Source organism: Flavobacterium tructae (assembly GCF_001853485.1).
GTDB classification, from domain to species: domain Bacteria; phylum Bacteroidota; class Bacteroidia; order Flavobacteriales; family Flavobacteriaceae; genus Flavobacterium; species Flavobacterium tructae.
Window position 1 is genome coordinate 44,708 of sequence record NZ_MIKE01000023.1, and the last position, 26,379, is coordinate 71,086.

Annotated in this window: 19 protein-coding genes; 15 read left to right on the forward strand and 4 right to left on the reverse strand. The window is 36.9% G+C overall.

The genetic code is table 11. The features are described 5' to 3' along the window. The first annotated feature begins 4 nt into the window (after positions 1-4). From BHE19_RS11155 to BHE19_RS11185, 7 genes are all read left to right on the forward strand, one after another. Positions 5-724: a thioredoxin domain-containing protein gene (locus BHE19_RS11155; protein ID WP_070907188.1), complete on the forward strand. Its 720-nt coding sequence runs from the start codon at positions 5-7 to the stop codon at positions 722-724. Positions 725-804: 80 nt separating this feature from the next. After that, positions 805-2,067: a YeiH family protein gene (locus BHE19_RS11160; RefSeq protein WP_070907189.1), complete on the forward strand. Its 1,263-nt coding sequence runs from the start codon at positions 805-807 to the stop codon at positions 2,065-2,067. A 191-nt stretch (positions 2,068-2,258) separates the two neighbouring features. Beyond that, positions 2,259-3,914 carry an arylsulfatase gene (locus BHE19_RS11165; protein WP_070907190.1) on the forward strand — a complete coding sequence of 552 codons (1,656 nt, stop codon included), beginning with the start codon at positions 2,259-2,261 and terminating at the stop codon, positions 3,912-3,914. A gap of 683 nt (positions 3,915-4,597) precedes the next feature. Further along, positions 4,598-5,518, forward strand: coding sequence for a family 2A encapsulin nanocompartment shell protein (locus BHE19_RS11170; RefSeq protein WP_017496006.1), 921 nt, complete (start codon positions 4,598-4,600; stop codon positions 5,516-5,518). After that, positions 5,502-7,439: a family 2A encapsulin nanocompartment cargo protein cysteine desulfurase gene (locus tag BHE19_RS11175; protein ID WP_070907191.1), complete on the forward strand. Its 1,938-nt coding sequence runs from the start codon at positions 5,502-5,504 to the stop codon at positions 7,437-7,439. Before BHE19_RS11170 ends, BHE19_RS11175 begins: the two co-directional genes overlap by 17 nt. A gap of 395 nt (positions 7,440-7,834) precedes the next feature. Further along, positions 7,835-10,843 (forward strand): SusC/RagA family TonB-linked outer membrane protein, encoded by a 3,009-nt coding sequence (locus BHE19_RS11180; RefSeq protein ID WP_017496009.1) that lies wholly within the window; start codon positions 7,835-7,837, stop codon positions 10,841-10,843. 10 nt (positions 10,844-10,853) lie between these two features. Next, the gene (locus BHE19_RS11185) at positions 10,854-12,251 is read left to right on the forward strand and encodes a RagB/SusD family nutrient uptake outer membrane protein (protein ID WP_070907192.1); all 1,398 of its coding nucleotides are present in this window, start codon (positions 10,854-10,856) and stop codon (positions 12,249-12,251) included. Positions 12,252-12,493: 242 nt separating this feature from the next. Here BHE19_RS11185 and rocD read toward each other — a convergent pair whose 3' ends face one another. After that, positions 12,494-13,747: an ornithine--oxo-acid transaminase gene (rocD, locus tag BHE19_RS11190; RefSeq protein ID WP_017496011.1), complete on the reverse strand. Its 1,254-nt coding sequence runs from the start codon at positions 13,745-13,747 to the stop codon at positions 12,494-12,496. Between the two features lie 284 nt (positions 13,748-14,031). Between rocD and BHE19_RS11195 the strand changes: the two genes are divergently transcribed. The 7 genes from BHE19_RS11195 to BHE19_RS11225 all read left to right on the forward strand — a co-directional run bounded on the left by BHE19_RS11195 (position 14,032) and on the right by BHE19_RS11225 (position 22,145). Further along, positions 14,032-14,484 (forward strand): Lrp/AsnC family transcriptional regulator, encoded by a 453-nt coding sequence (locus tag BHE19_RS11195; RefSeq protein ID WP_017496012.1) that lies wholly within the window; start codon positions 14,032-14,034, stop codon positions 14,482-14,484. Positions 14,485-14,504: 20 nt separating this feature from the next. Further along, on the forward strand, positions 14,505-15,998 hold the full coding sequence (locus BHE19_RS11200) for a M20/M25/M40 family metallo-hydrolase (RefSeq protein ID WP_083342524.1): 1,494 nt from the start codon (positions 14,505-14,507) through the stop codon (positions 15,996-15,998). A gap of 14 nt (positions 15,999-16,012) precedes the next feature. Further along, positions 16,013-16,876 carry a cyanophycinase gene (locus BHE19_RS11205; protein WP_070907194.1) on the forward strand — a complete coding sequence of 288 codons (864 nt, stop codon included), beginning with the start codon at positions 16,013-16,015 and terminating at the stop codon, positions 16,874-16,876. 2 nt (positions 16,877-16,878) lie between these two features. After that, complete coding sequence (locus BHE19_RS11210) at positions 16,879-19,065, forward strand: penicillin acylase family protein (protein ID WP_070907195.1); 2,187 nt, start codon at positions 16,879-16,881, stop codon at positions 19,063-19,065. A gap of 102 nt (positions 19,066-19,167) precedes the next feature. Beyond that, complete coding sequence (locus BHE19_RS11215; RefSeq protein WP_070907196.1) at positions 19,168-19,941, forward strand: dienelactone hydrolase family protein; 774 nt, start codon at positions 19,168-19,170, stop codon at positions 19,939-19,941. 196 nt (positions 19,942-20,137) lie between these two features. Continuing rightward, positions 20,138-21,115 (forward strand): DUF3667 domain-containing protein, encoded by a 978-nt coding sequence (locus tag BHE19_RS11220; protein ID WP_070907542.1) that lies wholly within the window; start codon positions 20,138-20,140, stop codon positions 21,113-21,115. A 7-nt stretch (positions 21,116-21,122) separates the two neighbouring features. Further along, positions 21,123-22,145 carry a M28 family peptidase gene (locus BHE19_RS11225; protein WP_070907197.1) on the forward strand — a complete coding sequence of 341 codons (1,023 nt, stop codon included), beginning with the start codon at positions 21,123-21,125 and terminating at the stop codon, positions 22,143-22,145. Positions 22,146-22,397: 252 nt separating this feature from the next. On the opposite strand, the gene BHE19_RS11230 is transcribed toward BHE19_RS11225, so the two are convergent. From BHE19_RS11230 to rho, 3 genes are all read right to left on the reverse strand, one after another. Further along, complete coding sequence (locus BHE19_RS11230; RefSeq protein WP_070907198.1) at positions 22,398-22,889, reverse strand: acyl-CoA thioesterase; 492 nt, start codon at positions 22,887-22,889, stop codon at positions 22,398-22,400. 53 nt (positions 22,890-22,942) lie between these two features. Continuing rightward, positions 22,943-23,524: a TetR/AcrR family transcriptional regulator gene (locus BHE19_RS11235; protein ID WP_070907543.1), complete on the reverse strand. Its 582-nt coding sequence runs from the start codon at positions 23,522-23,524 to the stop codon at positions 22,943-22,945. Between the two features lie 223 nt (positions 23,525-23,747). Then, positions 23,748-25,652, reverse strand: coding sequence for a transcription termination factor Rho (gene rho, locus BHE19_RS11240; protein WP_070907199.1), 1,905 nt, complete (start codon positions 25,650-25,652; stop codon positions 23,748-23,750). Positions 25,653-25,835: 183 nt separating this feature from the next. Here rho and BHE19_RS11245 point away from each other — a divergent pair, with 183 nt between their 5' ends. Next, on the forward strand, positions 25,836-26,252 hold the full coding sequence (locus BHE19_RS11245) for a DUF4293 domain-containing protein (protein WP_070907200.1): 417 nt from the start codon (positions 25,836-25,838) through the stop codon (positions 26,250-26,252). Positions 26,253-26,379 lie beyond the last annotated feature (127 nt).

Genomic DNA, 26,379 nt, shown 5'->3' on the forward strand with positions numbered 1-26,379 from the left:
AATCATGATAAAAAATAAAACAATCCAAAACAGTATCACCATTGTGATACTGTTTTTATCCGGAATTAGTTTTGCACAGCAAAAAGCATCCAACACCGTCTCATTAGACGTTTTTTACGCTAAAATTCAAAGTGAAAAAAAACCACAGATCATTGATGCACGCGGTCCTGAAGAATTTGCTCTTAATCATATCAATGGAGCACAAAATTTTAATTTGGAATCGAAAGACTATGCCAAACGCATTGCTGCCTTAGATAAAACAAGACCGGTTTTTACCTACTCCATTGGTGCAGGCCGAAGTGTCTGGCTTGCAGACGAATTGCTGAAAAACGGTTTCAAAGAAGCTTATAGTTTAGAAGGCGGAATTGCCAACTGGATTGGAAACGGAAAACCTTTTTACTCCAATTCAAAAAGTAAACTAACCTTAGTCGAATACAACAAAATCATTTCAGAAAATAATGATGTGCTAGTTGATATTGGTTCTGTTTACTGCGGTGCCTGTAAAAAGGTAAAACCTGTTTTAGAAACCATCAGAACACAATACGGAGCCAATTTAAAAATCGTGGAAATTGATTTGGAAGACAGCCCTCAGGTAATCGCCGACTTAAAAACAGTAAAAGTGTTCCCTACTTTGATCTTATACAAAAAAGGCAAAATTATTTTCAAAAAAGAAGGTCTCGGAGATTTAAAAAATGATGTAGATGTCGCTTTGGCTTCCAAATAAAAACCGCTAAATAATTGCATACAAACCCGACAGATTTCAAAAACCTGTCGGGTTTAATCCAGTAAAAACAACCCTTAAAAATGTCAACCCAAACCAAACAATTTACCCTCCACGAAGACTGGACTGTCGTCGTTCTTGGTTTTATCATCATCGGAATTTCCCTTTTTATTTTTCTGCCTGAGATTCCAACTTTCAAATGGTCAACCGGAACAGATTTAGTAGTAGACGTGTTTAATTTCGGAAACCTGAAAATCATTGGCTTACAATTTATATATCTGACTGCGATTGGAACTCTTGGTGCTTTTTTAATTGGAAAATCAGTCAAAAACTTTCTACTGGGTTTTCCCATCGTTTATCTGTTAACCATCTTTGCCCTGGTGATCTCCGGAAATACGACCATCAAAGGTCTAAATCTCGAAGCAGTGATTTTTAGTTTAATCATAGGTCTCTGTCTGGGTAATTTTTTCATCCTTCCAAGGTGGTTTCGTTCCTCTCTTTCAACAGAGGTATTTGTCAAAATTGGCTTGGTATTACTGGGAACCACTGTTATTTTCTCAGACATTCTAAAAGCCGGTTCACTTGGGCTTATTCAGGCATTAGTGGTTGTACTGTCCGTTTGGTACTTTGCCTTCTGGCTGTGCAAAAAATTAAAAGTTGACGATGAATTAACAATGATGATTTCCAGCGCGGTTTCGATTTGCGGAGTTTCCGCGGCAATTGCGACTTCGGGTGCCATCAAAGGCGACTCAAAAAAACTGTCTTACGTGATTTCAATTGTTTTGGTCACCGCAATACCCATGATGATTTTCATGCCTGTAATTGCTAAACATTTCAACTTTCCTGAAGAAGTAACCGGAGCCTGGCTGGGCGGCAGTATTGATACTTCGGGAGCCGTTGTCGCTTCAGGCTCCTTGGTAGGCGAAACCGCTTTAAAAATTAGTACAATTGTCAAATTCTCTCAAAATGTACTCTTAGGACTAGCTGCTTTTGCCATATCCGTTTACTGGACTTACACTCAGAACAAATCGGAAGAAGCTGTTGCTGCAAAACCAACCCTAGCTGTTATATGGGAACGTTTTCCAAAATTCGTCATTGGATTTATTGCCGCTTCACTCCTCTTTTCATTTCTTTTGACTGCCGAAGTGAGAGACGAAGTAAAAGACAGCTTAAAAAACCTGCAAGGCATTTGGTTTGCCCTTGCTTTTACCAGTATCGGACTGGAAACCAAATTTAAAGATTTACTGGGCAATACCAGCCGAAAACCTTTATATGCCTTTTTAATAGCACAATTGTTCAATATCATTGTCACGCTGATCATTGCTTTTTTACTTTTTAAAAAATAATAATCTAAATCATTTTTCGAACACTTTAAAACGTAACTTATTGTATCTAAAACACATTTCATTAAAAATAAATCGCAGAGTTGTTCTAAAAAACCATAATTTACTCTACTTTTTTAAAGCTATGTTTATATGTCTTAAACCGATTCAACAAAAGATAAAACCAGTTTCAGCAACTCACAACATGAATTAAAATGAAAAAAACACTCCTAACACTCCACCTCTTATTTTCGACAGTACTTTTCGTTTCCGCACAAAACAAAACCACTACCCCTTCTTCAAAACCAAACATCATCCTGATTCTGGTGGATGATATGGGCTATTCTGATTTAGGTAATTATGGTTCCGAAATAAAAACACCCAATCTTGATCAGCTAGCCAGTGAAGGTTTACGTCTTCGCGAATTCTACAACAACTCGATTTGCGCTCCAACCAGAGCCTCATTGTTAACAGGACAATACCAGCACAAAGCCGGAATGGGCTTTTTTGATATCAATCTGGGCCTGCCTGCTTATCAGGGATACCTCAACAAAGAATCTTTGACATTGGGAGAAGTTTTTCGTTCCGGAGGTTACAGTACTTTACTTTCGGGAAAATGGCACGTGGGTTCCGAAGATCAGTCGCAATGGCCTAACCAGAGAGGCTTTGATAAATTTTATGGCATCTTAAAAGGAGCTTCCAGTTATTTCGACAGCAAGCCTTTGCCTTTCGGAAAAACACCTTATCCTGTAAAATTACTTCGAAACAATGAAGAACTCCATCCTAAAGACGATTCTTATTATTTTACCGATGAAATCGGAAACAACGCGGTGACTTTTCTCGACGAACAAAACAAAGAAAATAAGCCGTTCTTTCTGTATTTAGCTTTTACCGCTCCACACTGGCCGCTACAGGCAAAACCGGTAGACATTGCCAAATACAAAGGAAAATTTGACGAAGGCTGGGATGTTTTAAGAGAAAAAAGGATCGAAAAGCTAAAAGCAAATGGCATTTTATCCGCCAATCAAACCGTATCACCAAGAGATCCGGAAGTACCGGAATGGAATAAACTTACCTATGACGAAAAACAATTCTGGAAAGCCAAAATGGAAGTTTATGCCGCAATGGTAGACAATATGGATCAGAATGTGGGTAAGGTTTTGAATAAATTAAAAGCACTAAAAAAAGATAAAAACACCCTCATTATATTTATCTCAGACAATGGTGCGCAGGGCGGTTTCAATACCTACAATCCGTTAGGCAGAGGTTTAGTCCGAAATGATGGTCCGATTGGAACTTCAGGTTCCTTCGATTATCAGGAACAAAACTGGGCCTATTTATCAAATACTCCCTTACAACAATACAAAAACAATATGCACGAAGGCGGCTTCAGTTCTCCATTTATTGCCTGGTTTCCTTCAAAAATAAAAGGAGGCCGCATCGATAAAGGTACCGGACACATTATTGACCTTGCCCCTACTTTTTATGAATTGGCCGGAATTGAATATCCAAAAGAATACAACGGTGCCAAATCGAACCCATTGCCAGGAAAAAGTCTTCTGCCGGTTTTATTCGACAATGCTTCCGAGGTCAACAGAGGAGCTCCGTTATTTTGGGAAAGAGCCGGAAACAGAGCGGTACGGGATGGAAAATGGAAACTGGTATCGATTTACCCCTCTTACGAGTGGGAACTCTATGATATCGAAACTGATCGCGGTGAAACCAATAATGTAGCCAAACAGAATCCCGGTATTGTCAATAAACTATCGGCTGCCTATTTTGATTGGGCCGATCAGACAGGAGTTGTAGAATACAGTAAATTCAAGCTAAAACAGGAAGTTATGCCTGGTGGCGCTGCCTTAAAAAAGTAATTGAAGCTTCTTTTTACATTTTATAAAGCATTTAAAAAGACAGAAAAAGAAGTAAAAAACAACTCTTACTTCTTTTTCTGTCTTTTTTTATATTCTAAAACTAATAGAACCAAATAACTATAAATCAGTACTTTAAAACAAAACCTCTCCTATACTTTACCTGTTTTCTTGTACTCATCTGAATAAATTTTAAAAAACTTTTGGATTTTATTATTTTAAATTTAACTTTGTCTATAGAATTAGTAGAGATTAAATTTTAAAAAACTACATTTTGAAAACAACTGCAAGTACATCGAATTATATACTTCCCAAAAAATATACCTATAACACTTTTTGTTATATGTGCTTCTGCCGTTAATTCTTCCATTATTTCGTTTTGACTCGATTTCATTCCTAAAACCGAAATTCATCCCCAAGCACAAACAGATCCTCTCTTTGGTAACGGGCACGAAACCGGATCACCCTATCAAGCAAAAATATCATTCGCTTAAAAGCAGGTTATGCCTTGATAAACCTTATGATTCAACAATTTAGATATTATTATACTGTAAATTAAACGGTTTTTATTTCGGGGGTTTTTAGTTTTAAACTAAATTTACTAGTGCGATAAAATTGTTTTTTTACGAATGAAAGTTCTTAAAATACTACAGCAAAAAATAAATTAACCATTAAACCATTAAGCCATGGCTGAAACAAAACAACAACAAACAGCATTAGGAGATGTTGCAGCAAGACAATTAGCAATTGCAACACGTACCGTTCCACAAATTGGAACAATTACACCACGTTGGTTAACGCATCTTTTGCATTGGACACCAGTCGAATCGGGTGTATTTCGTTTGAATAAAGTAAAAGACGGAAGCCATATCGAAGTAGATTGTTCAGCAAGAGACGAAAGAGTTTTACCCAATACTTTTGTCGATTATATCGATAATCCGAGAGAATATAATCTGGCTGCAGTTCAAACGATTGTTGAAGTACATACAAGAGTTTCAGATTTGTACAGTAAACCGTACAATCAGATTTCTGAACAACTTAGATTGGCGATCGAAACCATTAAAGAGCGTCAGGAAAGCGAATTAATCAACAATAAAGATTATGGTTTGCTCAGCAATGTTGCGCCTTCGCAAATTATTAAAACCAGAACCGGTGCACCAACGCCAGATGATTTAGACGAACTACTAACAAAAGTGTGGAAAGAACCGGGATTCTTTTTACTACATCCTTTGGCAATTGCAGCTTTTGGCCGTGAATGTACACGTCGTGGTGTTCCTCCTCCTACTATCTCTTTGTTTGGATCTCAATTTTTAACGTGGAGAGGAATTCCGCTTATTCCATCCGACAAATTGCCTATCAAAGACGGAAAATCAAAAATCATTTTATTACGTACAGGAGAAAGCCGTCAGGGTGTTATCGGATTAATTCAGCCAGGATTACAAGGCGAACAATCACCGGGATTATCAGTTCGTTTTATGGGAATAAATGAAAAAGCAATTGCATCTTATCTGGTATCACTATATTGCTCACTGGCAGTATTGGTAGACGATGCCATTGCCGTTCTTGAAGATGTAGAAATTGGAAAGTACCATGAGTATAAATACTAACAACAACGGTTTACCCAACATTGAGGATTTGCAGCTTTTGGCTAACGAATTGTTCAATACATTACCTAACGAATTTCCCAAAGAGATTTCGTTAAGTCCTGATCGTAATGAACATCCCCGTGCCACAAAAGTTGCAGAAACCTTCCTGAATACGGGAAACTTCAGTGGCCACAACCCGGCAGCCCTGCCCTTGCAGGACGCGCCAGCTTCACCAACTGCTTTACCAGCATTTAGCGGATTTGGAGCAGCACCAACTGTTGCTAATTATGGCTCAGGAGCTTCGGCTTTATATCCAAATGCCGGAGCCGGATTTGATCCTCAAAGTGAAACTTCTCCATTGGGAATTTCACACGGAAATAATGTAAATGTCAACAATCCCCAAACCGGTTTTTATGACGAAAATTTTGGAAATAACGGAGCCGCTCAGCTAAATGAAGAAAGTTTTTTTTCGAAATTGTTTTTAAATAATGAATATCTGCCTTTTCAATCCCAAGGTTCTTCGTTTGAAACAGAATTAAAAGCAGCATTGGCTTTTGTGGATACAAAATTTACAAAACGTACCAACCTTCCGTTAAACGGAAATGAGATATCAAATTCGTACTACTTTTTAGAGCAAAATCCGTTTGCCTTTGATCAGAGAAATTCGAATTTAATCGTTGGAAATACTTTTGAAAAACAAGATTTTGGTGGTATTTCCGGTTCTCATTTTGATGCTAACCGCATCAAAAAAGATTTTCCTATTCTAAGAGAAACCGTAAACGGAAAACCTTTGGTTTGGTTTGATAATGCTGCTACGACGCAAAAACCGCAGTCGGTTATTGATCGTATTGCCTATTTCTACGAACATGAAAATTCGAATATCCATCGTGCTGCTCACGAATTGGCTGCCCGCGCATCGGATGCTTATGAAGCTGCCCGCGAAAAAGTAAAAACGTTCCTGAATGCCAGCTCCGTAAACGAAATTGTATTTGTTCGTGGTGCTACTGAAGGTATTAACCTTGTGGCACAAAGTTGGGGCGATTATAATTTAGTTGCGGGTGATGAAATCATTGTCAGTAATTTAGAACATCACGCGAATATTGTTCCGTGGAAACGCTTAGCAGATAAAAAAGGATTAAAACTTCGTGTAATTCCGGTTGACGATGATGGTCAACTTTTACTGGATGAATATGCAAAATTGCTGAATTCAAAAACACGTCTGGTTGCTTTTACTCAGGTATCAAATGCACTAGGAACTGTAACCCCGGCCAAAAAGATTGTCGAAATGGCTCATGCCGTTGGAGCAAAAGTTCTAATTGATGGCGCACAATCGGTTTCACACATGAAAGTTGATGTTCAGAATTTAAATCCGGACTGGCTGGTTTTCTCCGGACACAAACTTTTTGGCCCAACCGGAATTGGCGCTTTATACGGAAAGGAAGAATTACTAAATGAAATGCATCCTTACCAATCTGGTGGGAACATGATTCAGGATGTCACTTTTGAGGAAATAAAATACCACAAAGCACCCAATCGCTTCGAAGCCGGAACGGGAAATATTGCCGATGCAATTGGCCTTGGAGCAGCAATAGATTATGTGACAAAACTAGGAATAGATGCGATCGGTCAGTACGAACATCAATTGTTAGACTATGCGACAAAACTGCTAAAAGAAATCCCGGGCGTTCGATTGATCGGTACAGCAGCAAACAAGGCAAGTGTTCTTTCTTTTAATCTGCAAGGTTACACAAACGATCAGGTGGGACAAGCCTTAAATAAAGAAGGTGTTGCAGTACGAACCGGACATCATTGTGCGCAGCCTATTTTGCGAAGAATGGGAGTCGAAACTACTGTTCGTCCGTCTCTGGCTTTTTACAATACCACTGAGGATGTTGATACTTTTATCAAAACCTTATGGGAACTTAAAAAAGTTAAATTTTAAAAAAAACAACACCGAGAAATAACAAGTTAGATCTCTTTAAAAAAAATAATTACTTTTTTTAATATTTTGAGTAGTTATTTCCAAAAGCGATTGTTTCAACACAATCGCTTTTTTTGTTTGAAAAAGTAAACTTTTAAAAATAATCAAACAAAAGATTAAATATCAAACATAAAATTACAATTTTAGCTAAATATTAAGATTTAAAACATCATAAAAGTAATTTAATTACACAATAAACAATAAAGTGTTTTATTTTTCTCTAAAAATAGTAAATTAAAACCATTTTGTTATAAATATCACAAAAACAATTGTTTTAGTGATATTAAATGTTAAATAAAGACTACTTATTAACAGAAAATTAAGACATTTGAGAAACTAACCAAAAATATTTACAAATGAAAATCAACTTTAAGTTTTTTTTGGGGCTATTGATCACATTATTTATGCAAATAGCCAATGCGCAGGAAGGATCTATTACAGGGAAAGTTACTGACTCAAAACGAGTTCCGCTTCCGGGAGTTAACATTCTTGTAAAAGGAACAAAAGTCAGTACTCAAACTGATTTTGACGGAAATTTTAAAATAACAGCAAAAAAAGGAGACGTACTAACAGTAAGTTATGTCAGTTTTGCAACTGTACACGTCCCTGCCTCCAATTTAATGACCGTTCAACTGGTCGAAACACAAAATGAACTGGAAGCCGTTTTGGTCGTTGGTTACGGAACACAGACCAAAAAGAATTTAACGGACAACATTGCCCGCGTTACGGCAAAAGATATCCAGCAAATACCTGTTTCAAACGTTCAAAATGCGCTAGTGGGTAAACTTGCCGGTGTACAAATCACTCAGACAAATGGTAAAGTTGAAGGTGGTATAAATGTTAGAGTTCGTGGTGCTGCCAGTATTAGTGCGGGAACACAGCCTTTATATGTTTTAGATGGAATTCCCTTGATTACAGACAACGAATCCAGCAACGGAGCGCCAACAAATCCATTATTGACTTTGAGCCCTAATGAAATCGAGTCTATTGACGTCTTAAAAGATGCTTCTTCTGCAGCGATTTATGGTGCTCGTGGTGCTAATGGAGTAGTAATCATCACTACCAAAAAAGGAAAGGACGGAAAAGGAACTTTCTCTCTTAATTTCTCGCAAGGTGTTAGTGAAGCTACTCACAAGAGAAAGTGGCTTAATGCAAAACAATATGTTGAATTAATACGCGAAGCCGGAAAAAATGTTGACGATTTGGCCTCGGTAGAAGAAGAACTAGATCGTCTGGCTCAGGGAACTGACTGGAGAAATGGAGAAATTGATACGGACTGGCAGGATATCGCCTTTCAAACGGGATATACAACCGATGCTGATTTTTCGGTTTCCGGCGGAGACGACAAAACCAGATACTTCTTTTCAGGAGCTTACAACAACACTACCGGAATTATCGACAGTAACAGTCTGGAGAGAATAACCGGAAGATCTAACTTATCTCACAAACTATCAGATCGTTTTACTGTGGGAATGAACATTGGTTTTTCAAGAGCCATCATCAACAGAGTGCAGGATGATAACTCTTTTACATCACCTTTACAATCCGTAGCGCAGGCTCCAATATCACAGGCAAGACTGGCAGACGGAACGGCAAACCCAAATACAGAATATGCTAACTATTTATTGGCAAAAGACAATACTTTCTGGAAAACCATCATGCGCAGACTTACCGGAAAAGTTTTTGGCGAACTTAAAATAGTAAAAGGTCTGAAGTTCAATTCTGATTTTTCTTATGACTACATGACTCAGACAGAAGACTACTGGCAGGGGAAAAATGCTCCTTTTATGGCAACTGACGGTGCTGTATTTGCAACCTCAGTAAATACCGAAAATTATATTTTCAGTAACTACTTTACCTACGACAAAACATTTGCAGAAAAACACGCTCTGAATCTTGTTGCCGGTATGGAACTTAACAAGTACAACAATAGATATCAGGATGTAAATAGCATCTACTTCCCTAACGACGGTTTTCAGACAATCGACGGAGGAGCCGAAATTAATGAAGGGCATGGTAGGGAAATCGATTATGCATTTGTATCTCAATTTGGAAGATTAAGCTATGCTTTTGATGGCAAATACCTGTTTAAAGCCAGTATTCGTCGTGACGGTTCTTCCCGTTTTGGAAAAAACGAACGCTATGGTGTTTTCCCTGCACTTTCTGCCGGTTGGGTAATATCAAAGGAAAATTTCCTGAAAGAAAATCCGGTTTTAACGTATTTGAAAATAAAAGGAAGCTGGGGTAAATTAGGAAATGCCGAAATTGGAAACTTTGCTTCACGCCAGTTGTATCAGACAAATCCCTATAATTTAAAATCAGGACTTACCTTTGATCAGCCAGGAAATGATAATTTAACCTGGGAGAAATCGACTCAAATTGATTTTGGTGCCGAACTGGGCTTTTTAGATAAAATTACTTTCGAGGCCGATTACTACCAAAAAGACACAGACGGATTGCTTTTTGATGTTCCGCTTCCTAAAAGTGCCGGTGGTGGCGATTTAGGAACCATTAGCAAAAATATCGGAAAAATCAGAAGTAGTGGTTTCGAATTCACTTTAAACACCAAAAATATCACAACCGAAAATTTTACCTGGACAACAAGTTTCAATTTAACGACCAATCAATCTAAGGTAAAATCGTTACCCAACAACAATGCTGATGTAATAAGCAGTTATACCATTAATAGAGTTGGTGAAAACATTTCGTCTTTCTATTTGGTAGAATACGCAGGGGTTGATCCCGCAAACGGAGATGCACTTTTTGTAAAAAACACAAAAAATGCCGATGGAAGCATTGACAGAAGTACCACTAATGACTATAGTGAAGCACAGAGAACCATTCTTGGGAATCCGTTTCCAACCTTAATGTCAGGACTTACCAATACGATCCTGTACAAAGGAGTTGATTTTTCATTTACTTTCCAGGGAGAATGGGGTGCCAGTATTTACAACACTGCAGGAATTTATCAGTCTACAGCAGCCGATTATTTTGACAACCAGACTCTGGATCAGTTAGACCGTTGGCAAAAACCGGGAGACATTACCAATGTTCCTCAGGCGAGATTTGGCGGTACAAACGGTACCCAAAATTCGAGCCGCTATCTGGGCAAATCAGATTTCATACGTTTAAGAAACCTGACTTTAGGATATTCGTTACCTAAAAAGACAGTAAGCGACATGGGAATGAGCAATTTAAGAGTATACATGACCGCTGTAAATTTATTGACTTTTACCAATTATAAAGGTTCTGATCCTGAGTCACGAAGAGACGATATCACAAGAGCAAATCCTAATATTGGACAGGAATTTTATTCGGCTCCGCCAGCGAGAACAATTGCGATGGGAGTAAATATCAATTTTTAAATCGATCAAGATGAAATCAAACACTATACTATTATTTATGTTTTTTGCAGTCTTTTTTACAAGCTGTCAAGATGAATTAAACATAGAACCAAAGCAAAGAGAAGACGCTTCTGTAACGTTAAGTACAGAAGAAGGGGTTACCAATGTACTCACCGGAACTTATGCTCTTGCTGCAAGAGGAAATGCTTACGGAGGAAGAATCTTAGTTTACGCCGATTTACTGGGAGCAACAGGTGCAACTGCCACTACTGAATTTAGATTCAGAGGAAGTTTTGGCGAATTAAGACAAATGTATATCAAACAAATGCTTGCTGATAACGTAATCATCACCGGAACTTACTCCAGATGTTACGAAATCGTAAACGCTACCAATACCGTTATCGACAATATCAGCAAAGTAAAAGATCCGGCCAAACAAGCCCGAATGATTGGTGAAGCTAATTTTTTAAGATCACTTGCTTATTTTGATTTAGTGCGCTTTTTTGCAAAACCATACGTTAGCGGTCAGGCCAATAATCAATTAGGAATTGTAATAAGAGACAAAGCTATTTATGATTTCAACGCCGATTTATCAAAAGAAAGAAGTACGGTTGCCGAAGTATACAAAGTAATCATTGACGGATTAAATCTTGCTTACACCAATCTTCCAAAAGACAATAGTTTTTATGCTGATAAATATGCTGCAAAAGCCCTATTAGCGAGAGTATATCTACAACAAGGCAATTACGCTTTGGCAAGAGACGCTGCCGATGATGTCATCAAAAACAGCGGACACTCATTGTCTACAAAATATGCAGATGCCTTTAATCATGATACCGATCAGGCTGAAGATGTATTTGCTATCCAAATTACAAAACAAACCGGAGTAAACGACGCCAATACCTTTTATTCAGCTGAGAATAATGGAGGACGCGGAGGTGACATTGCGATCAGAGATCCTTATCTGGAAAAATTTACAGATCCTAACGACGATCGTGCAAAATTCAATTATGTAAACCCTGTAAATGACAGAATACTAACCCTGAAATTTACCGATCAGTTTGCTAATGTGGGGATTATTCGTCTGGCTGAAATGTACCTCATCAGAGCCGAAGCCAACTTTCGCGCCGGAACAGTGGTAGGCAACACTCCGATTGACGATATCAACATCATCAGAACAAGAGCCAACGCACAAAAACTAACCGCAGTAACACTTGATGCCATTTTATTAGAACGCCAATTCGAATTAGCGATGGAAGGCTTTTCCATTCACGATATCCGAAGAACAAAAGGCTCCATTGATGTAAGTGTCGACGGTGACGGATCTGAATTATTATCTTATGATGCGGATGTACTGGTATTTCCTATTCCGATCTTGGAAATGGATGCCAACAAAAAAATCACCCAGAACCCGGGTTACAGTAAATAAAATTACTTAGATTCTCAGGGACTAAGATGCTGAGAATCTAAGATTTTTTTTCCCGGAGTGCTTTAAAAAGTTCCTTAAAAATAAAAGGTGCAAAGTTTTATAATGAAACTTTGCACCTTTGTTGCTTTGTGTTTTTCGTCAAAATTTAAAACTTTGACAAAATTTGAAAGTTCTAAAGTTCTATAAAAAAACCTAAAAACCTTAGTATCTCAGCACCTTAGTACCTCAGAACTTAAAAAAAACTAATTCTTGAAAGCATCCAGTGATTTCTCGATAATTTCAAGACACTCCTGAATTTGAGATTCGGTCATCACCAAAGGCGGTGCCAGTCTAATTTTATTTCCATGAGTTGGCTTAGCCAATAATCCGTTATCTCTGAATTTCAAACAAATTTCCCACGCCAAATCTGAATCTTCACCACAATTAATCACAATTGCATTTAATAATCCTTTACCACGAACGAGTGTGATCAGGTTATTGCGTTCTGCAATTTCATTTAGCCCTTTTCTTAAAATAATTCCCAGACGTTCTGCATTTTCGGCAAGATTTTCTTCTTTGATTACTTCAAGAGCAGCTATCGCAACCGCAGCTGCAACCGGATTTCCTCCAAAAGTAGATCCATGTTGTCCCGGTTTGATTACATTCATAATTTCATCATTACACAAAACTGCTGATACCGGATACACCCCGCCTGAAATTGCTTTTCCTAAAATTAAAATATCAGGTTGTACATTTTCATGCTGTACGGCTAATAATTTTCCGGTACGTGCGATTCCCGTCTGAACCTCATCTGCAATGAACAGAACATTATGTTTTTCACACAATGCTTTGGCTTTCGCTAAATATCCTTCAGAAGGAACATAAACTCCTGCTTCTCCCTGAATTGGTTCTACTAAAAACCCTGCAATATTTTTTGACGACTCCAATGCTTTTTCAAGAGCAGCCAAATTATCGTATTCTATTTTTATAAATCCTTCTGTAAAAGGTCCGAAATTTTTGCGTGCTACTTCATCATTTGAAAACGAAATGATGGTAGTGGTTCTTCCGTGAAAGTTGTTCTCGCACACGATTACCTGTGCCTGATTTTCCGGAATTCCTTTTACTTCATAAGCCCATTTTCTACACACTTTAAGAGCCGTTTCAACTGCTTCGGCACCGGTATTCATAGGCAATACTTTATCGAAACCAAAATACTTTGTTACAAATTCCTCATAATTACCTAATTTGTCATTGTAAAAAGCACGCGAAGTCAGCGTAAGTTTTTGAGCCTGATCGACCATAGCCTTCACAATCTTTGGATGACAGTGTCCTTGATTTACGGCAGAATAAGCAGATAAAAAATCAAAGTATTTTTTTCCGTCTACATCCCATACATAAACCCCTTCTCCTCTTTCTAAAACAACAGGAAGTGGATGGTAATTATGTGCTCCGTATTTATTTTCTTTTTCAATCAAAACCTCTGATTTTGACGACAGGGCATTTTCAGTATGAATCATGATCTTATTTATTTAAAATTTTCTAAAAACCAAAAGTATTAAAAATTTCTCATTAAACCCTCCAAAAACACCAATTTTGACTTTAAAAGTCTTTTTAAAAGTCAAAAACAAAGATTTAAAAGGTTGTAAAAATCAATTTTAGTTGCTTTATAATCCCTTTCAATCCCTTGTTAATTAAAAAAAATAGTTACTTTTATGAATGCGAAATTATTGTCGCCTATTTAGAGTTTTTTTTAGAACAGCTGCAATAACAGAAGCATTAAGATTAAATACAATTTATAAGAATGGATATATTAGACGAATTTGATATTAGCATCATTAAAGAATTAGAAAAAGACGGAAGAATGGCTTTTTCAGCAATCGCTGCTAATTTAAAAATATCAAACACCATGGTGCATCAGCGTATTAACCGAATGATCGAACAAGGTGTAATTGGTGGAATCAAACCTATCATCCAGGAAAAAAACATAGGTTATGACTGGGCGTCTTTTACAGGAATAACCCTGAATAAAGATTCTGACTCAGATCGGATTATTGAAGAATTAAAAAAAATTCCGGAAATTACAGAGTGCTATTACGTGACAGGATCCTTTACGCTTTACATTAAAATCATAGCCAAAAATCACGAACACATGCGCCGAATCCTTTATGAAAAAATCGATGGTATTCCGGGTATTGCCAAAACCGATTCGATTATTGAACTGGGCTGTGCGTTCAAACGAAATATCTCTTTATAATTACTTTTAAATTTTAAACCATGATGTTACGAAAACTGCTTTTACTTACTTTGTTTTGCTGTAAGTCCATGCTGTTTTCGCAAATCGTTGTTCCCAGTCCGTCAAAAAGTGATTTCTCCCCGACACTTTCTTTCTTAGCTTCCGATTGGATGGAGGGGCGCGGAACTACACAAAAAGGAGCTTTTCTGGCCTCTGAATATATTGCTTCAATGATGGAGCTTTACCAATTAATTCCCTACAACACAAAATCAGGATACTATCAGAATTTCAAAATTGAAGAACACACCATAAAAAAGGCTGCACTTGAAATAAAAAAAAACAGTAACGAAACTTTTCCCCTTTCTCCACATACCGATTTTCAGGTTACCCCTATCGCACAATCGTTACAAAAAGAAACCGAAGTCGTTTTTGCCGGTTACGGATTAAATCTACCGAAAGAAAACTATGATGACTATAAAAACCTGAATACAAAAGATAAAATTGTTGTCGTTCTAAAAGGCTTCCCGGGACATTTGGACAGCACCTCGGTATCGTATCAAAAATTCAAAAAGTACTATCCCGAAGAAAACAACCTGGAAGAAATCAAACTTCAAACCGCTATCAGTAACGGAGCCAGTGCATTGATTATTATTGATTGTAAAAAATGGGGCAAATTTAAAAAAGAAACCGCCTTCCATTCCCTCGAAAATTCAGTCATCACTTCGATTCCCGTTTTTGAACTAAGTAAATCAGCTGCCGAAAAACTTTTTGCCGGAAGTAACATATCGTTAGAACATTTTGAAGAAAAAGCGGCGCAAAAACCATCCTTTGCTTCTGCTCTCTTGAAAAAAACAAAGATTAGTTTCGCTATAGAATTGCAATCCCAAACCTTTCCGGTTCGCAATGTTTTAGGAATGATTCCGGGAAAAGACACTACCAAAACTATTATTGTTGGCGCTCATTACGACCATTTAGGCATCCTAAACGATTCTGTTTACAATGGAGCCGACGACAATGCATCTGGAGTTTCCGGAATGCTGGCATTGGCCAAAAAATGGTCCGAAGCCAAAACAAAACCACCCTGTACTATTTTATTCGCTTCGTGGACTGCCGAAGAAATGGGACTTTTGGGAAGTGACTATTTTGTTCAGCATTTGGATTCCGAAAAGCAAAAAATACTGCTCGCTATTAATATGGACATGATTTCGAGAAGTGCTCCCGAGGACAAAACGCATCGAATGCTAAGCATTGGGACTCAAAAGGAAAACGATTATCTAAAAGAAATTGCGAATCTCAGCAATACAAAACTTTCAAAACCTTTTACACTCGATCTCTGGGAAACTAACGGTCATACCGGAAGTGATTATGCGTCTTTTACTACTAAAGGAATTCCTATTATGACATTCTTCAGTGGTTTTCACGACGATTATCATTCGACGCGTGATATCGCTTCAAAAGTAGATTTAGATAAAGTAAAAGATGTTCTCTTTATCGTCAATACCTCTCTTTTAAATTTTATAAACCAGCTGCATTAACTCCATTCAAAACGATGAAAAACCGACTTCCTTCCCATTTTTCGTATCAAAAAATCCTGATCGTTATGCTGCTTTTTACAGTGAGTCTGCTTCAGGCACAAAGTCCCAAAGGCAAACTTTTCATCATAGGCGGTGGCGATCGGTCTGATGCTTTGATGAAACAAGTTTTAAGTGTTTCTGAATTGACCAAAAAAGATTTCATCGTCGTTTTGCCCATGTCAAGTGAAGAACCGGACAGTTCCTTTATTTTTTTCAAAACACAAATGGCAAAATTAACTCCGAATCCAATTGTGATGCTTAATTTCAATAAAGAAACAGCTCAAAACAAAAAGCTGACCGATTCACTTCAAAAAGCAAAACTGATTTTTATAAGCGGTGGAGACCAGACCCGTTTTATGAATGTAGTACAAAATACTCCAATTCAAACGGCGATTCAAAAAGCCTATCAAAACGGAAGCACCATTTCCGGGACCAGCGCCGGTGCCGCTGTAATGTCTGAAAAAATGATTACCGGAAATCAGAAACTGCAAAAAGAATACTCCGGAACCTTTGATAACATCCGTTATGACAATCTTGAAACTGCTGAAGGTCTTGGACTACTCAAAACCGCTATCATCGATCAGCATTTTTTAAAGAGAAATCGTTATAACCGATTGCTTTCCGCATTAGTCGAGTTCCCTACTTTAACCGGAATCGGAATTGACGAAAGCACTGCCATCATTGTACGAAACAATCAGATTGAAGTTGCGGGTGAAAGTGAAGTGATCGTAGTGAAAAACCCAAAAGGAATTCTGAAATCTAAAAAGAATAATCTCATTTCGATTGAAAATCTACACATGAGCATTTATACTGCCGGACAAAAATTTAATATCCAATAAACATGTTTACCACCAAAACTATAAAATTAGCCTTTGTACTTTGTTGCGCAAGTCTTCCTCTTTCTGCACAAAAAATCAATTCAAAAGAAGCCGCTCGTCTCGAAAATTTAGCCCAACAGGTTAGTATTATCAGAGACAACTGGGGTATTCCGCATGTTTATGGAAAAACCGATGCTGATGCTGTTTTTGGATTATTATACACCCAATGCGAAGATGATTTTAAACGCATTGAAATGAACTATATTGAAAAATTGGGACGTCTTTCAGAAATAAAAGGACAAGCCGTTTTATACAATGATTTAGAAATTAAATTATTAATTGACACCGAAGAAGCCAAAGCCGATTATAAAAAAGCTCCCTTATGGCTCAAAAAATTATTAAACAGTTATGCCGATGCTATTAACTTTTACCTCTACAAACATCCCGAAGTAAAACCGGCACTTTTAACACATTTTGAACCCTGGTTCCCTTTGCTTTGGACCGACGGAAGTATCGGAGCCATCAGTACCGCCGATTTAACAACAGGAGAATTAAAAGCTTTTTATTCCGGTAATGGCGACAAAGTGGCGTATGTTGAAAGAGAAAAAAATGTACAGACAGGTTCTAATGGTTTTGCATTTGCACCCTCAAAAACGGCTGCCGGCAATGCTATTTTGTACATCAATCCACATACCACCTTTTATTTCAGACCCGAAGTACAAGTCACCAGCGAAGAAGGTTTAAATGTTTATGGAGCGGTAACCTGGGGGCAATTTTTCGTCTATCAGGGTTTCAATGAGCATTGCGGATGGATGCACACCTCTTCCAACGTTGATGTTGCCGATATGTATGCCGAAAAAATTGTCGATAAAAAAGGTAAATTATTTTATGAATTCGACAAAAAACTAATCCCGGTTATCGAAAAAGAAATTATAATAAATTACACCGAAAACGGGAAATTAATCCCTAAAAAATTCAAAACCTACTTCACCAATAATGGTCCGATTATGGCCAAACGTGACGGAAAATGGATCAGTTTAAAATCAAATAACCGTTCGATGACCAGTTTAATTCAGAGTTGGGTCAGAACCAAATCAACCAGTTTTGAAGATTACAAAAAAGCGATGGACTTAAAAGCCAATACTTCAAACAATACTGTTTACGCAGACAACCAAGGAAATATCGCTTATTGGCATGGAAATTTTATCCCAATCAGAGATAAAAACCTCAATTGGTCTAAAGTCATTGACGGATCGATCTCTTCTACGCAATGGAAAGGTCTGCATAATGTAAACGAAACCGTTCATTTGTATAATCCAACAAACGGATGGCTCCAAAACTGTAACTCAACACCTTACACTGTTGCGGGAGAAAACAGTCCGAAAAGAGAAAACTACCTGCCTTATATGGCGCCTGACGGAGAAAATTTTAGAGGAGTAAATGCCGTTCGAATTTTCAGCAAAGGCAATCAGTATACTTTAGACAAAGTAATTGCTGACGGATATGATACTAAATTATCGATTTTTGAAATTCTAATCCCAAGCCTGATTACGGTTTACGAAAAAAACAAAACAGCATATCCCGAATTAGACGAAGTCATTTTGATACTCAAAAACTGGGATTATTATGCCAAAGAAAATTCAGTAGCGACCACTCTGGCAGTCGAATGGGCGTACAAATTAGATCCGATTATATTGAAAGCATATGTCGATGAAGGAGAACCGGATCAGGTAGAAAATACCCGAAAATTTGCAACGAATGCGACCGCTGTTCAAATGCTCCCTCAATTACAGTTCGTTTTAAAAGAACTGAACTCTAAATGGGGAACCTGGAAAGTAGCCTGGGGAGAAATAAATCGTTTTCAACGTTCAAACGGCGACATCGATTTAAAATATGACGATGCTCAGCCGAGTTTACCGATCGCTTTTGGACCGGGCTCCTGGGGAAGTTTACCTTCCTTTAAAAGCAGTTATCAGAAAGACTCCAAAAAACGATACGGTTACAATGGCAACAGCTTTGTATGTGCTGTAGAATTTGGTCCAAAAATAAAAGCAAAATCATTGTTAGCCGGAGGTAATAGCGGAAATCCTGACTCCAAACATTTTAACGATCAAAGTGAAATGTATCGAAAAGGAAGTTTTAAAGAAGTCTTGTTTTACAAAGATGATGTGATCAAAAATGCCGAGAAAACCTATCATCCCGGTGAATGATTTTCATTGTAAGAAAATAACGTTTAAAAACCTCGGAAGAAAAACAATCCGAGGTTTTTTTGTATCGTAATATTTCTGATATTTGTTAAAAATTGTACTCTTATGAAAAATTCGGCCTTTCTCTTATTTGCTACCATATTGTTTTCCAACGCTATAAATGCGCAACTAAAAGCTGTAAAATACACTGATGGTTCTCAGGCTCTAAGTGGATTATTTGCAAAATCTGCTAAAAAAAACACTCAAAATCCGGGGATTTTATTGATTCCGGCCTGGCTTGGCATCGACAAAGCTTCTAAAGATATTGCAGAAAACTTATCCAAATTAGGCTATCATGTTTTCATTGCTGATATCTATGGCGAAGGAAACAAACCTGCAAACACCGCCGAAGCGGCAAAGCAATCCAGTTACTTCAAAAATAACTTTGAAATATATCAAAAACGCATCAATGCCGCATTACAGGAATTGATCAAATCAGGAGCCAACGCCGACAATATTGTAGCCATCGGGTACTGCTTTGGAGGAACCGGTGTTCTTGAAGCTGCACGCGGACATTTAAACCTAAAGGGAGTCGTTTCTTTTCACGGAAGTTTAGCCAGAAATGCCGCCCGCAAAATCGAACCCATTACAACTAAAGTATTAATTTGTCACGGAGCCGACGATCCCTATGAATCAAAAGAAGAAATCACAGCTTTCCAACAGGAAATGAGGGATTCAAAAGCCGATTGGCAAATGATTTATTACGCTAATGCTGTACATTCTTTCACCAATCCTGAAGCAGGAAACGACAACTCAAAAGGAGCAGCCTATAATGCCGTCGCAGCAAAAAGATCTTTTGAGCATTTACAACTTTTCCTGAACGAAGTATTGAAAAAATAAGTTTTAAAACTGCGATTTCCAAAGAATAAAACGGACTTCAACTATATGGTTTTAAAATTTGGCTGATACATGAAATTCGCGGCAAAAAAACACCTGTATTAACCCGAATAATTATTTTTAAAATTTACGGAAATTCGCGTTATTCGTGGCAAGAAAAAACAAACCAAAAAAACCAAACCAATACCATTTACAATCAATGTCACACAGTCCGATTAGAAAAGACAAAACCTGCTTAAACTGCAGACATGTTGTTGAACAAAAATACTGTCCCAATTGTGGACAGGAAAACACCGAATCCCGAAAAACATTTCATTATCTGTTCGTTCACTTTTTTGAAGATCTGACACATTATGAAAATACTTTCTGGCGTACTATCAGATACCTTTTGTTTAAACCCTCTGCATTAACCTCAGAATATTTAGCAGGAAAACGTTTATCCTATTTGGCACCTGTACGCTTATACATCTTTATCAGTTTTGTCACTTTTTTAATGATTGCTTTATTTCCCGGCCATTCAAAAGAAACCCCAACTGATTTTAATCTCGACGTAAGCCGCAAGAAAGAAGTTCCAAAAAATATTTTCACAGGAGATCTTAATGATTTAAAACCCGGAGATGGTTTTGACAAATTTACAAAAGAAGTCGATTCCGTTCAAAAATATGCTCCGGAGGAAAAAAAATTAGATTCGTTTAGTTACTGGATGATTCAAAAAGTAAAATATGTAAAAGAGCACAATACCAAAAAAGAACTCATTAGCAAGTTTACAGAGTCTTTTGTACACAACATTCCAAAAGTACTTTTCATTATAATGCCGCTATTTGCCTTCATTTTATGGCTCTTTCACGGTAAAAAAAGATGGTATTATTTTGATCATGGAATATTCACCTTACATTATTTTTCTTTTTTACTTCTCGTAACCTCCATCTTATTTATTATCCGGAGATTGGTTGGTTTATTTGGAGAAGAAAGCCCACTATCTTTTATTTCAAGTATAACTGACTTTTTTGGAGGTCTCTGGATGTTTTACTATTTTTTTCCGGCACACCACCGTTTTTATGGCGAAACAAGATGGATTTCCTTCTTTAAAAGCATCATATTGATGTTTATAAACTTTACTGTCATCTTATTTTTATTAGTTTTCTACATTTTCTATACCTTTATCAATTTACACTAAACAACATATGAAAAAAATCATAATCCTGTTATTAATTGGTACTGCATTTTCGTGTAAAAACACACAATCAGTTACCTTAAAAGACAATTCAGATCCGTCTAAATACATCGACTTTATTTCTGAAAAAGACCTAAAAACAATGCTTTATGTTGTGGCCTCTGACGAAATGGAAGGTCGGGAAACCGGATCGAAAGGACAAAAGAAAGCGGGTCTTTACATGATCGGGCAATACAAAAAACATGGAATTTCGTTTCCTAAAGGCGCAACCGATTATTACCAGCATATTCCTGCCTCATTTTTAAATGCCAGACGAAATGAAAACTTACCCGATTCAGAAAACATCTGGGCCTATATTGAAGGATCTGAAAAACCGGATGAAGTTTTGGTTATCTCAGCACATTACGATCACGTAGGAGTAAAAAATGGAGACGTTTATAATGGTGCTGATGATGATGGTTCCGGAACTGTTGCGGTAATGGAAATGGCAAAAGCATTTGCAAAAGCCAAAAAAGACGGACACGGTCCAAAACGTTCTATCCTGTTCCTGCACGTTACCGGAGAAGAACACGGTCTGCATGGTTCTCGCTATTATTCTGAAAATCCTTTATTCCCAATCGCTAATACCATTGCCGACATTAATATCGATATGATTGGCCGTCGTGATGTAGAACACGAAAAAACAAACAACTATGTGTATGTAATTGGAGCCGACAGACTCTCTACTGATTTACACAATATTGTTGTGGCACAAAACGAAAAATACACTAAAATTGACTTAGATTTTAAATTCAACGACCCGAAAGATCCAAATCATTTTTACGAGCGTTCTGATCATTATAACTTTGCAAAATTCGGAATTCCATCCGTTTTCTTCTTTAACGGAGTTCACGAAGACTACCACAGAAAAGGCGATGAACCTCAGAAAATCGAATACGATGCTTTGACTAAAAGAACAAAATTAGCTTTCTCCATTGCCTGGGAATTAGCGAATAGGTCTGATCGTCCGGTAGTTGATAAACCGATTAAATAAAGATACTAAGACACTAAGGTTCTAAGTTGCTAAGGTTCTTAGGAGTACTTAATTATAAAGCTTTTTATTTGTCTAATGGACTGAAATAAAACAAGAAATACATACAAAACCTAAATCGGTTTATTTTATAGTAGAAGGCTGTCTTTTTTAGACAGCCTTCCTTATATTATGGCACTTCTTTTTTGTATTGCTTAAAGATTATTCTTGCATCTTAGACCAACTTTTACATAAGCCATCGCAATGATTTCTTATTTAAGCGGGTACTCCTGATTTTAATTTCTGTACAATTTCCAAACATCTATTTTCAAAAATTGGCTGCTCAACTGGCACAACAACCGAGTCGAATAATTTCATCAAATCATCAGAATGTGAGGCACGTTTTATGCTCTGAATATTGTAATGAAAGAACTTAATCCACAAAATTGCTTTCAATTCTGTTTCATTTTCATTCCACATTTTCATTTCAACCAGCAGAAAATTATCGCTATACTGAACCAATTGCGACTCAATCAGTACCGTTTCCATTGTAAAAGCAGGCCGCATATAACTAATCTGGTTAGATGCTACTACCCAGCTAAGCCCTGTTTCCTTAAGATATTTAAAGATATCCAAATCGTAATGTTCTGCAATCTGATCTTCTCTTGTATTAATAAAATACTCCAGATACTTTGCGTTGTTTAAATGATTAAAAGGATCACAATCCTGAAATCTGATTTTCTTTTTTGTTTTTAATACTTTTTCCATTCTTTGAATCTATTTTATCAAATACCAATCGGTATCTGAAGGGTTAAAAAATTTTATTTCCTTATTTTATCAATTATTGTACTATCTATAAAGTCCATTGCTGTAGTTATGTAACTCTCATCATTATGCGTAAAGGCCAAAAGAGAACTTCCTTCAATTAAAGACAATAACAGCTTTGCATACTGCAGCGGATCAATATTCTCCTGAATTTCTCCACTACTAATACCTTCACTAATAATATTGGAAAGTCCGGTAATAAACCTCTGAGACAAACTCTGAGCACTCTTAAACAACAGTGGATTAATATATTTAGTATCTACCCCTACACGCAACATGGGACAACCACCTCTGTCTTTGACTACATCATAATAGCTCCTTTGATATTTCGTTATCGTGTAAAGCTTCTCTAAACTTCCTGTAGTAGAAGCCAGTATTTTGAATAAAGGTGTTATAGCTACATCTACATTCAATTGAAAAGACTTTAAAGCTAACTCTTCTTTATTGGTAAAATTGCAGTAAATAGCCCCTTTGGTAAGTCCCGTAGCCTTGGTAATATCCGTAAGACTGGTCCCCACATATCCCTGTCTGTTAAAAACAGGTGCTACTTTATCCAATATAAATTCAGAAGTATTCATTATTTTCCAGTTTTCAACCATTATCTTCCAAACAAATATAACACAAATACCGATCGGTATTTCATATAAAAGTTTTTTTTCTTCTAAACATAAAAAGAAAGGGGTGAATTCTTTGAATTCACCCCTTTATATATTTTATCATCTTAAAAGATTAGTAACCAAGAAATTCAACGGTAGTAAAAAAAACTTAGCATCTCAGCTCCTCAGAATCTCATCACCTTTTCTAGTCATTCATAGAAATCAAAAACTCTTCGTTGTTTCTGGTTTTCTTGAAGCGGTCGTTTACAAAATCCATAGATTCTACCGGATTCATATCAGACAGGTACTTACGCATGATCCACATTCTTTGTAATGTTTTCTCATCCAGTAATAAATCATCACGACGTGTACTTGACGAAGTAAGATCGATAGCCGGGAAGATACGTTTGTTAGCGATTTTACGATCCAATTGAAGCTCCATGTTACCGGTACCTTTAAATTCTTCAAAGATAACCTCATCCATTTTAGAACCTGTTTCGGTCAATGCGGTTGCAATAATACTTAATGAACCACCGTTTTCTACATTTCTGGCAGCTCCGAAGAAACGTTTTGGTTTTTGCAATGCATTAGCATCAACACCTCCACTTAAAACTTTACCTGAAGCAGGCTGAACAGTATTGTAAGCTCTCGCTAAACGAGTAATCGAATCAAGTAAAATAACCACATCGTGTCCGCATTCTACCAAACGTTTTGCTTTTTCAAGAACGATATTTGCAATCTTCACGTGTTCTTGTGGTTCTCTGTCGAAAGTTGAAGCAATAACTTCACCTCTAACACTACGCTGCATATCCGTAACCTCCTCAGGACGCTCATCAATCAAAAGAACGATAAGATAAACTTCGGGATGGTTGGCTGCGATTGCGTTTGCAATGTCTTTTAGCAACATTGTTTTCCCCGTTTTAGGCTGAGCGACAATCATACCACGCTGTCCTTTTCCTATTGGAGAAAACAAATCGATAATACGGGTTGAAACTGAACTGCCTTTTTCGGCTAATTTAAATTTTTCAGAAGGGAAAACCGGGGTAAGATGTTCGAAAGAAACTCTGTCACGAACAACTTGCGGATCATGACCATTAATTTTAAGTACACGAACTAGAGGGAAAAACTTTTCGCCTTCTTTTGGAGGACGAACTACTCCTTTTACAGTATCTCCGGTTTTAAGACCGAACAATCTGATTTGTGACGTTGATAAATAAATATCATCAGGAGAGGCTAAATAATTATAATCTGATGAACGTAAAAATCCGTAACCATCCGGCATCATTTCGAGAACACCTTCACTTTCGATAATTCCGTCAAACTCAAAGTCTGAATCTCTGAAATTACTCTTTTTATTTTTATGATTTGGATTTTGATTCCCGTTGTTTCCGTTCCCGTTTTGGTTAGAATTTGGATTCTGATTTGGGTTTTGGTTGGGATTCTGATTTTGATTTTTATTCTGGTTCGGATTAATCTTCTTGGTTTGAACCGGTGCTTCTGTTTTTTCAGCAACAGCAACTTCTGCTATAACTTCATTTTCCGGAGCTGTTTCTTTCGTAGCTTCCTTTTCTTTTTTCAAAGCAACCTTTTTCTCGTAAGCCGATTTACTAAACTTTACAATTTTTGGTCCCTTTTTCTCTATTGCTGCATCTTCAGTATTCTCAGTACTTTCAGTATTCTCAATATTTTCCTGAACTTCCGGTGTTGTTTCAACGCTTTTTACTTCTGCTGTTTCTTTTGCTGCTGCATTTCCTTTTATCTTCGGATTTGTTTTAGGATTTGCTTTAATAGCCGGAGTTTTAGTTACTGCTATCGGAGCTTCCGCTTTTTCAGGAGCTTCCTCTGCTTTATCAAATTCCAGAACCGGTGCATTCTTGTTTGCTGCTGTTTTTTTTGCCGGAACAATTCTTGCTCTTTTCGGTTTTTCATCAACTATTTCCGCTTCTGCCACAGGACTAACCGGCGGCGCTACAGTCGCTTCCTGATGTGCTAAAATCTGACTTATTAAAGTCTCTTTTTTAACGCCATTAAACTTTATAGTTTTAGCTAACTTAGCTATTTCTTGAAGCTCAGAAAGCTTCATTTCTTTTAATGCAGAAATATCAAACATGAATGTTCTATGAATTTAATTATTTTAACGGAAATATTGTAAAAAGAATAGGTAGATATTTTTTTTCGATTGACCGCAGTATGAAGTGCTTACGGTATTATGATGCAATAATACGAATAAAATTTAATCATACAATAGTATTTTAAAAAAAGAAAATATATTTTTGTAAAACAATTTTAGACCATGATACAACGAATTCAGACTGTATATTTAATTCTTACCTTTTTAATTACAGGGGTATTACTGTTTTTCACTCCGCTTTGGACACTAAACAATGGTAAGCCTTTTTACTTTATGCAGGATAAGTTTTACACGATACTATTGGGTCTAAGTACAATGCTTACTATCATTAGTATTATTTCATACAAAAAAAGACAAAATCAGTTTGTAATGGGCAGACTGAACATAATATTAAATTTAATTTTATTGGGATTATTTGTATATCGTTCTCTAAATTTATCTGGAGATACTACTACCATTGTATCAGAGAAAGGTATTGGGATGTTTCTACCTATTGTTGCTATCGTATTATTAGTTTTAGCTAATAAGGCCATCAAAAAGGATGAAGATCTTGTAAAATCTGTAGACCGTTTGAGGTAAACCTATAAACTTAAATTTTTTGTGCGAAGAGAACCCGAATTTTAAATTCGGGTTTTTTTGTGCTCCAAACTCTCTGTAATTTCCTGCGTAACAGTCAAAACAAACTTAAAAAGAAACTTTGTAAGAT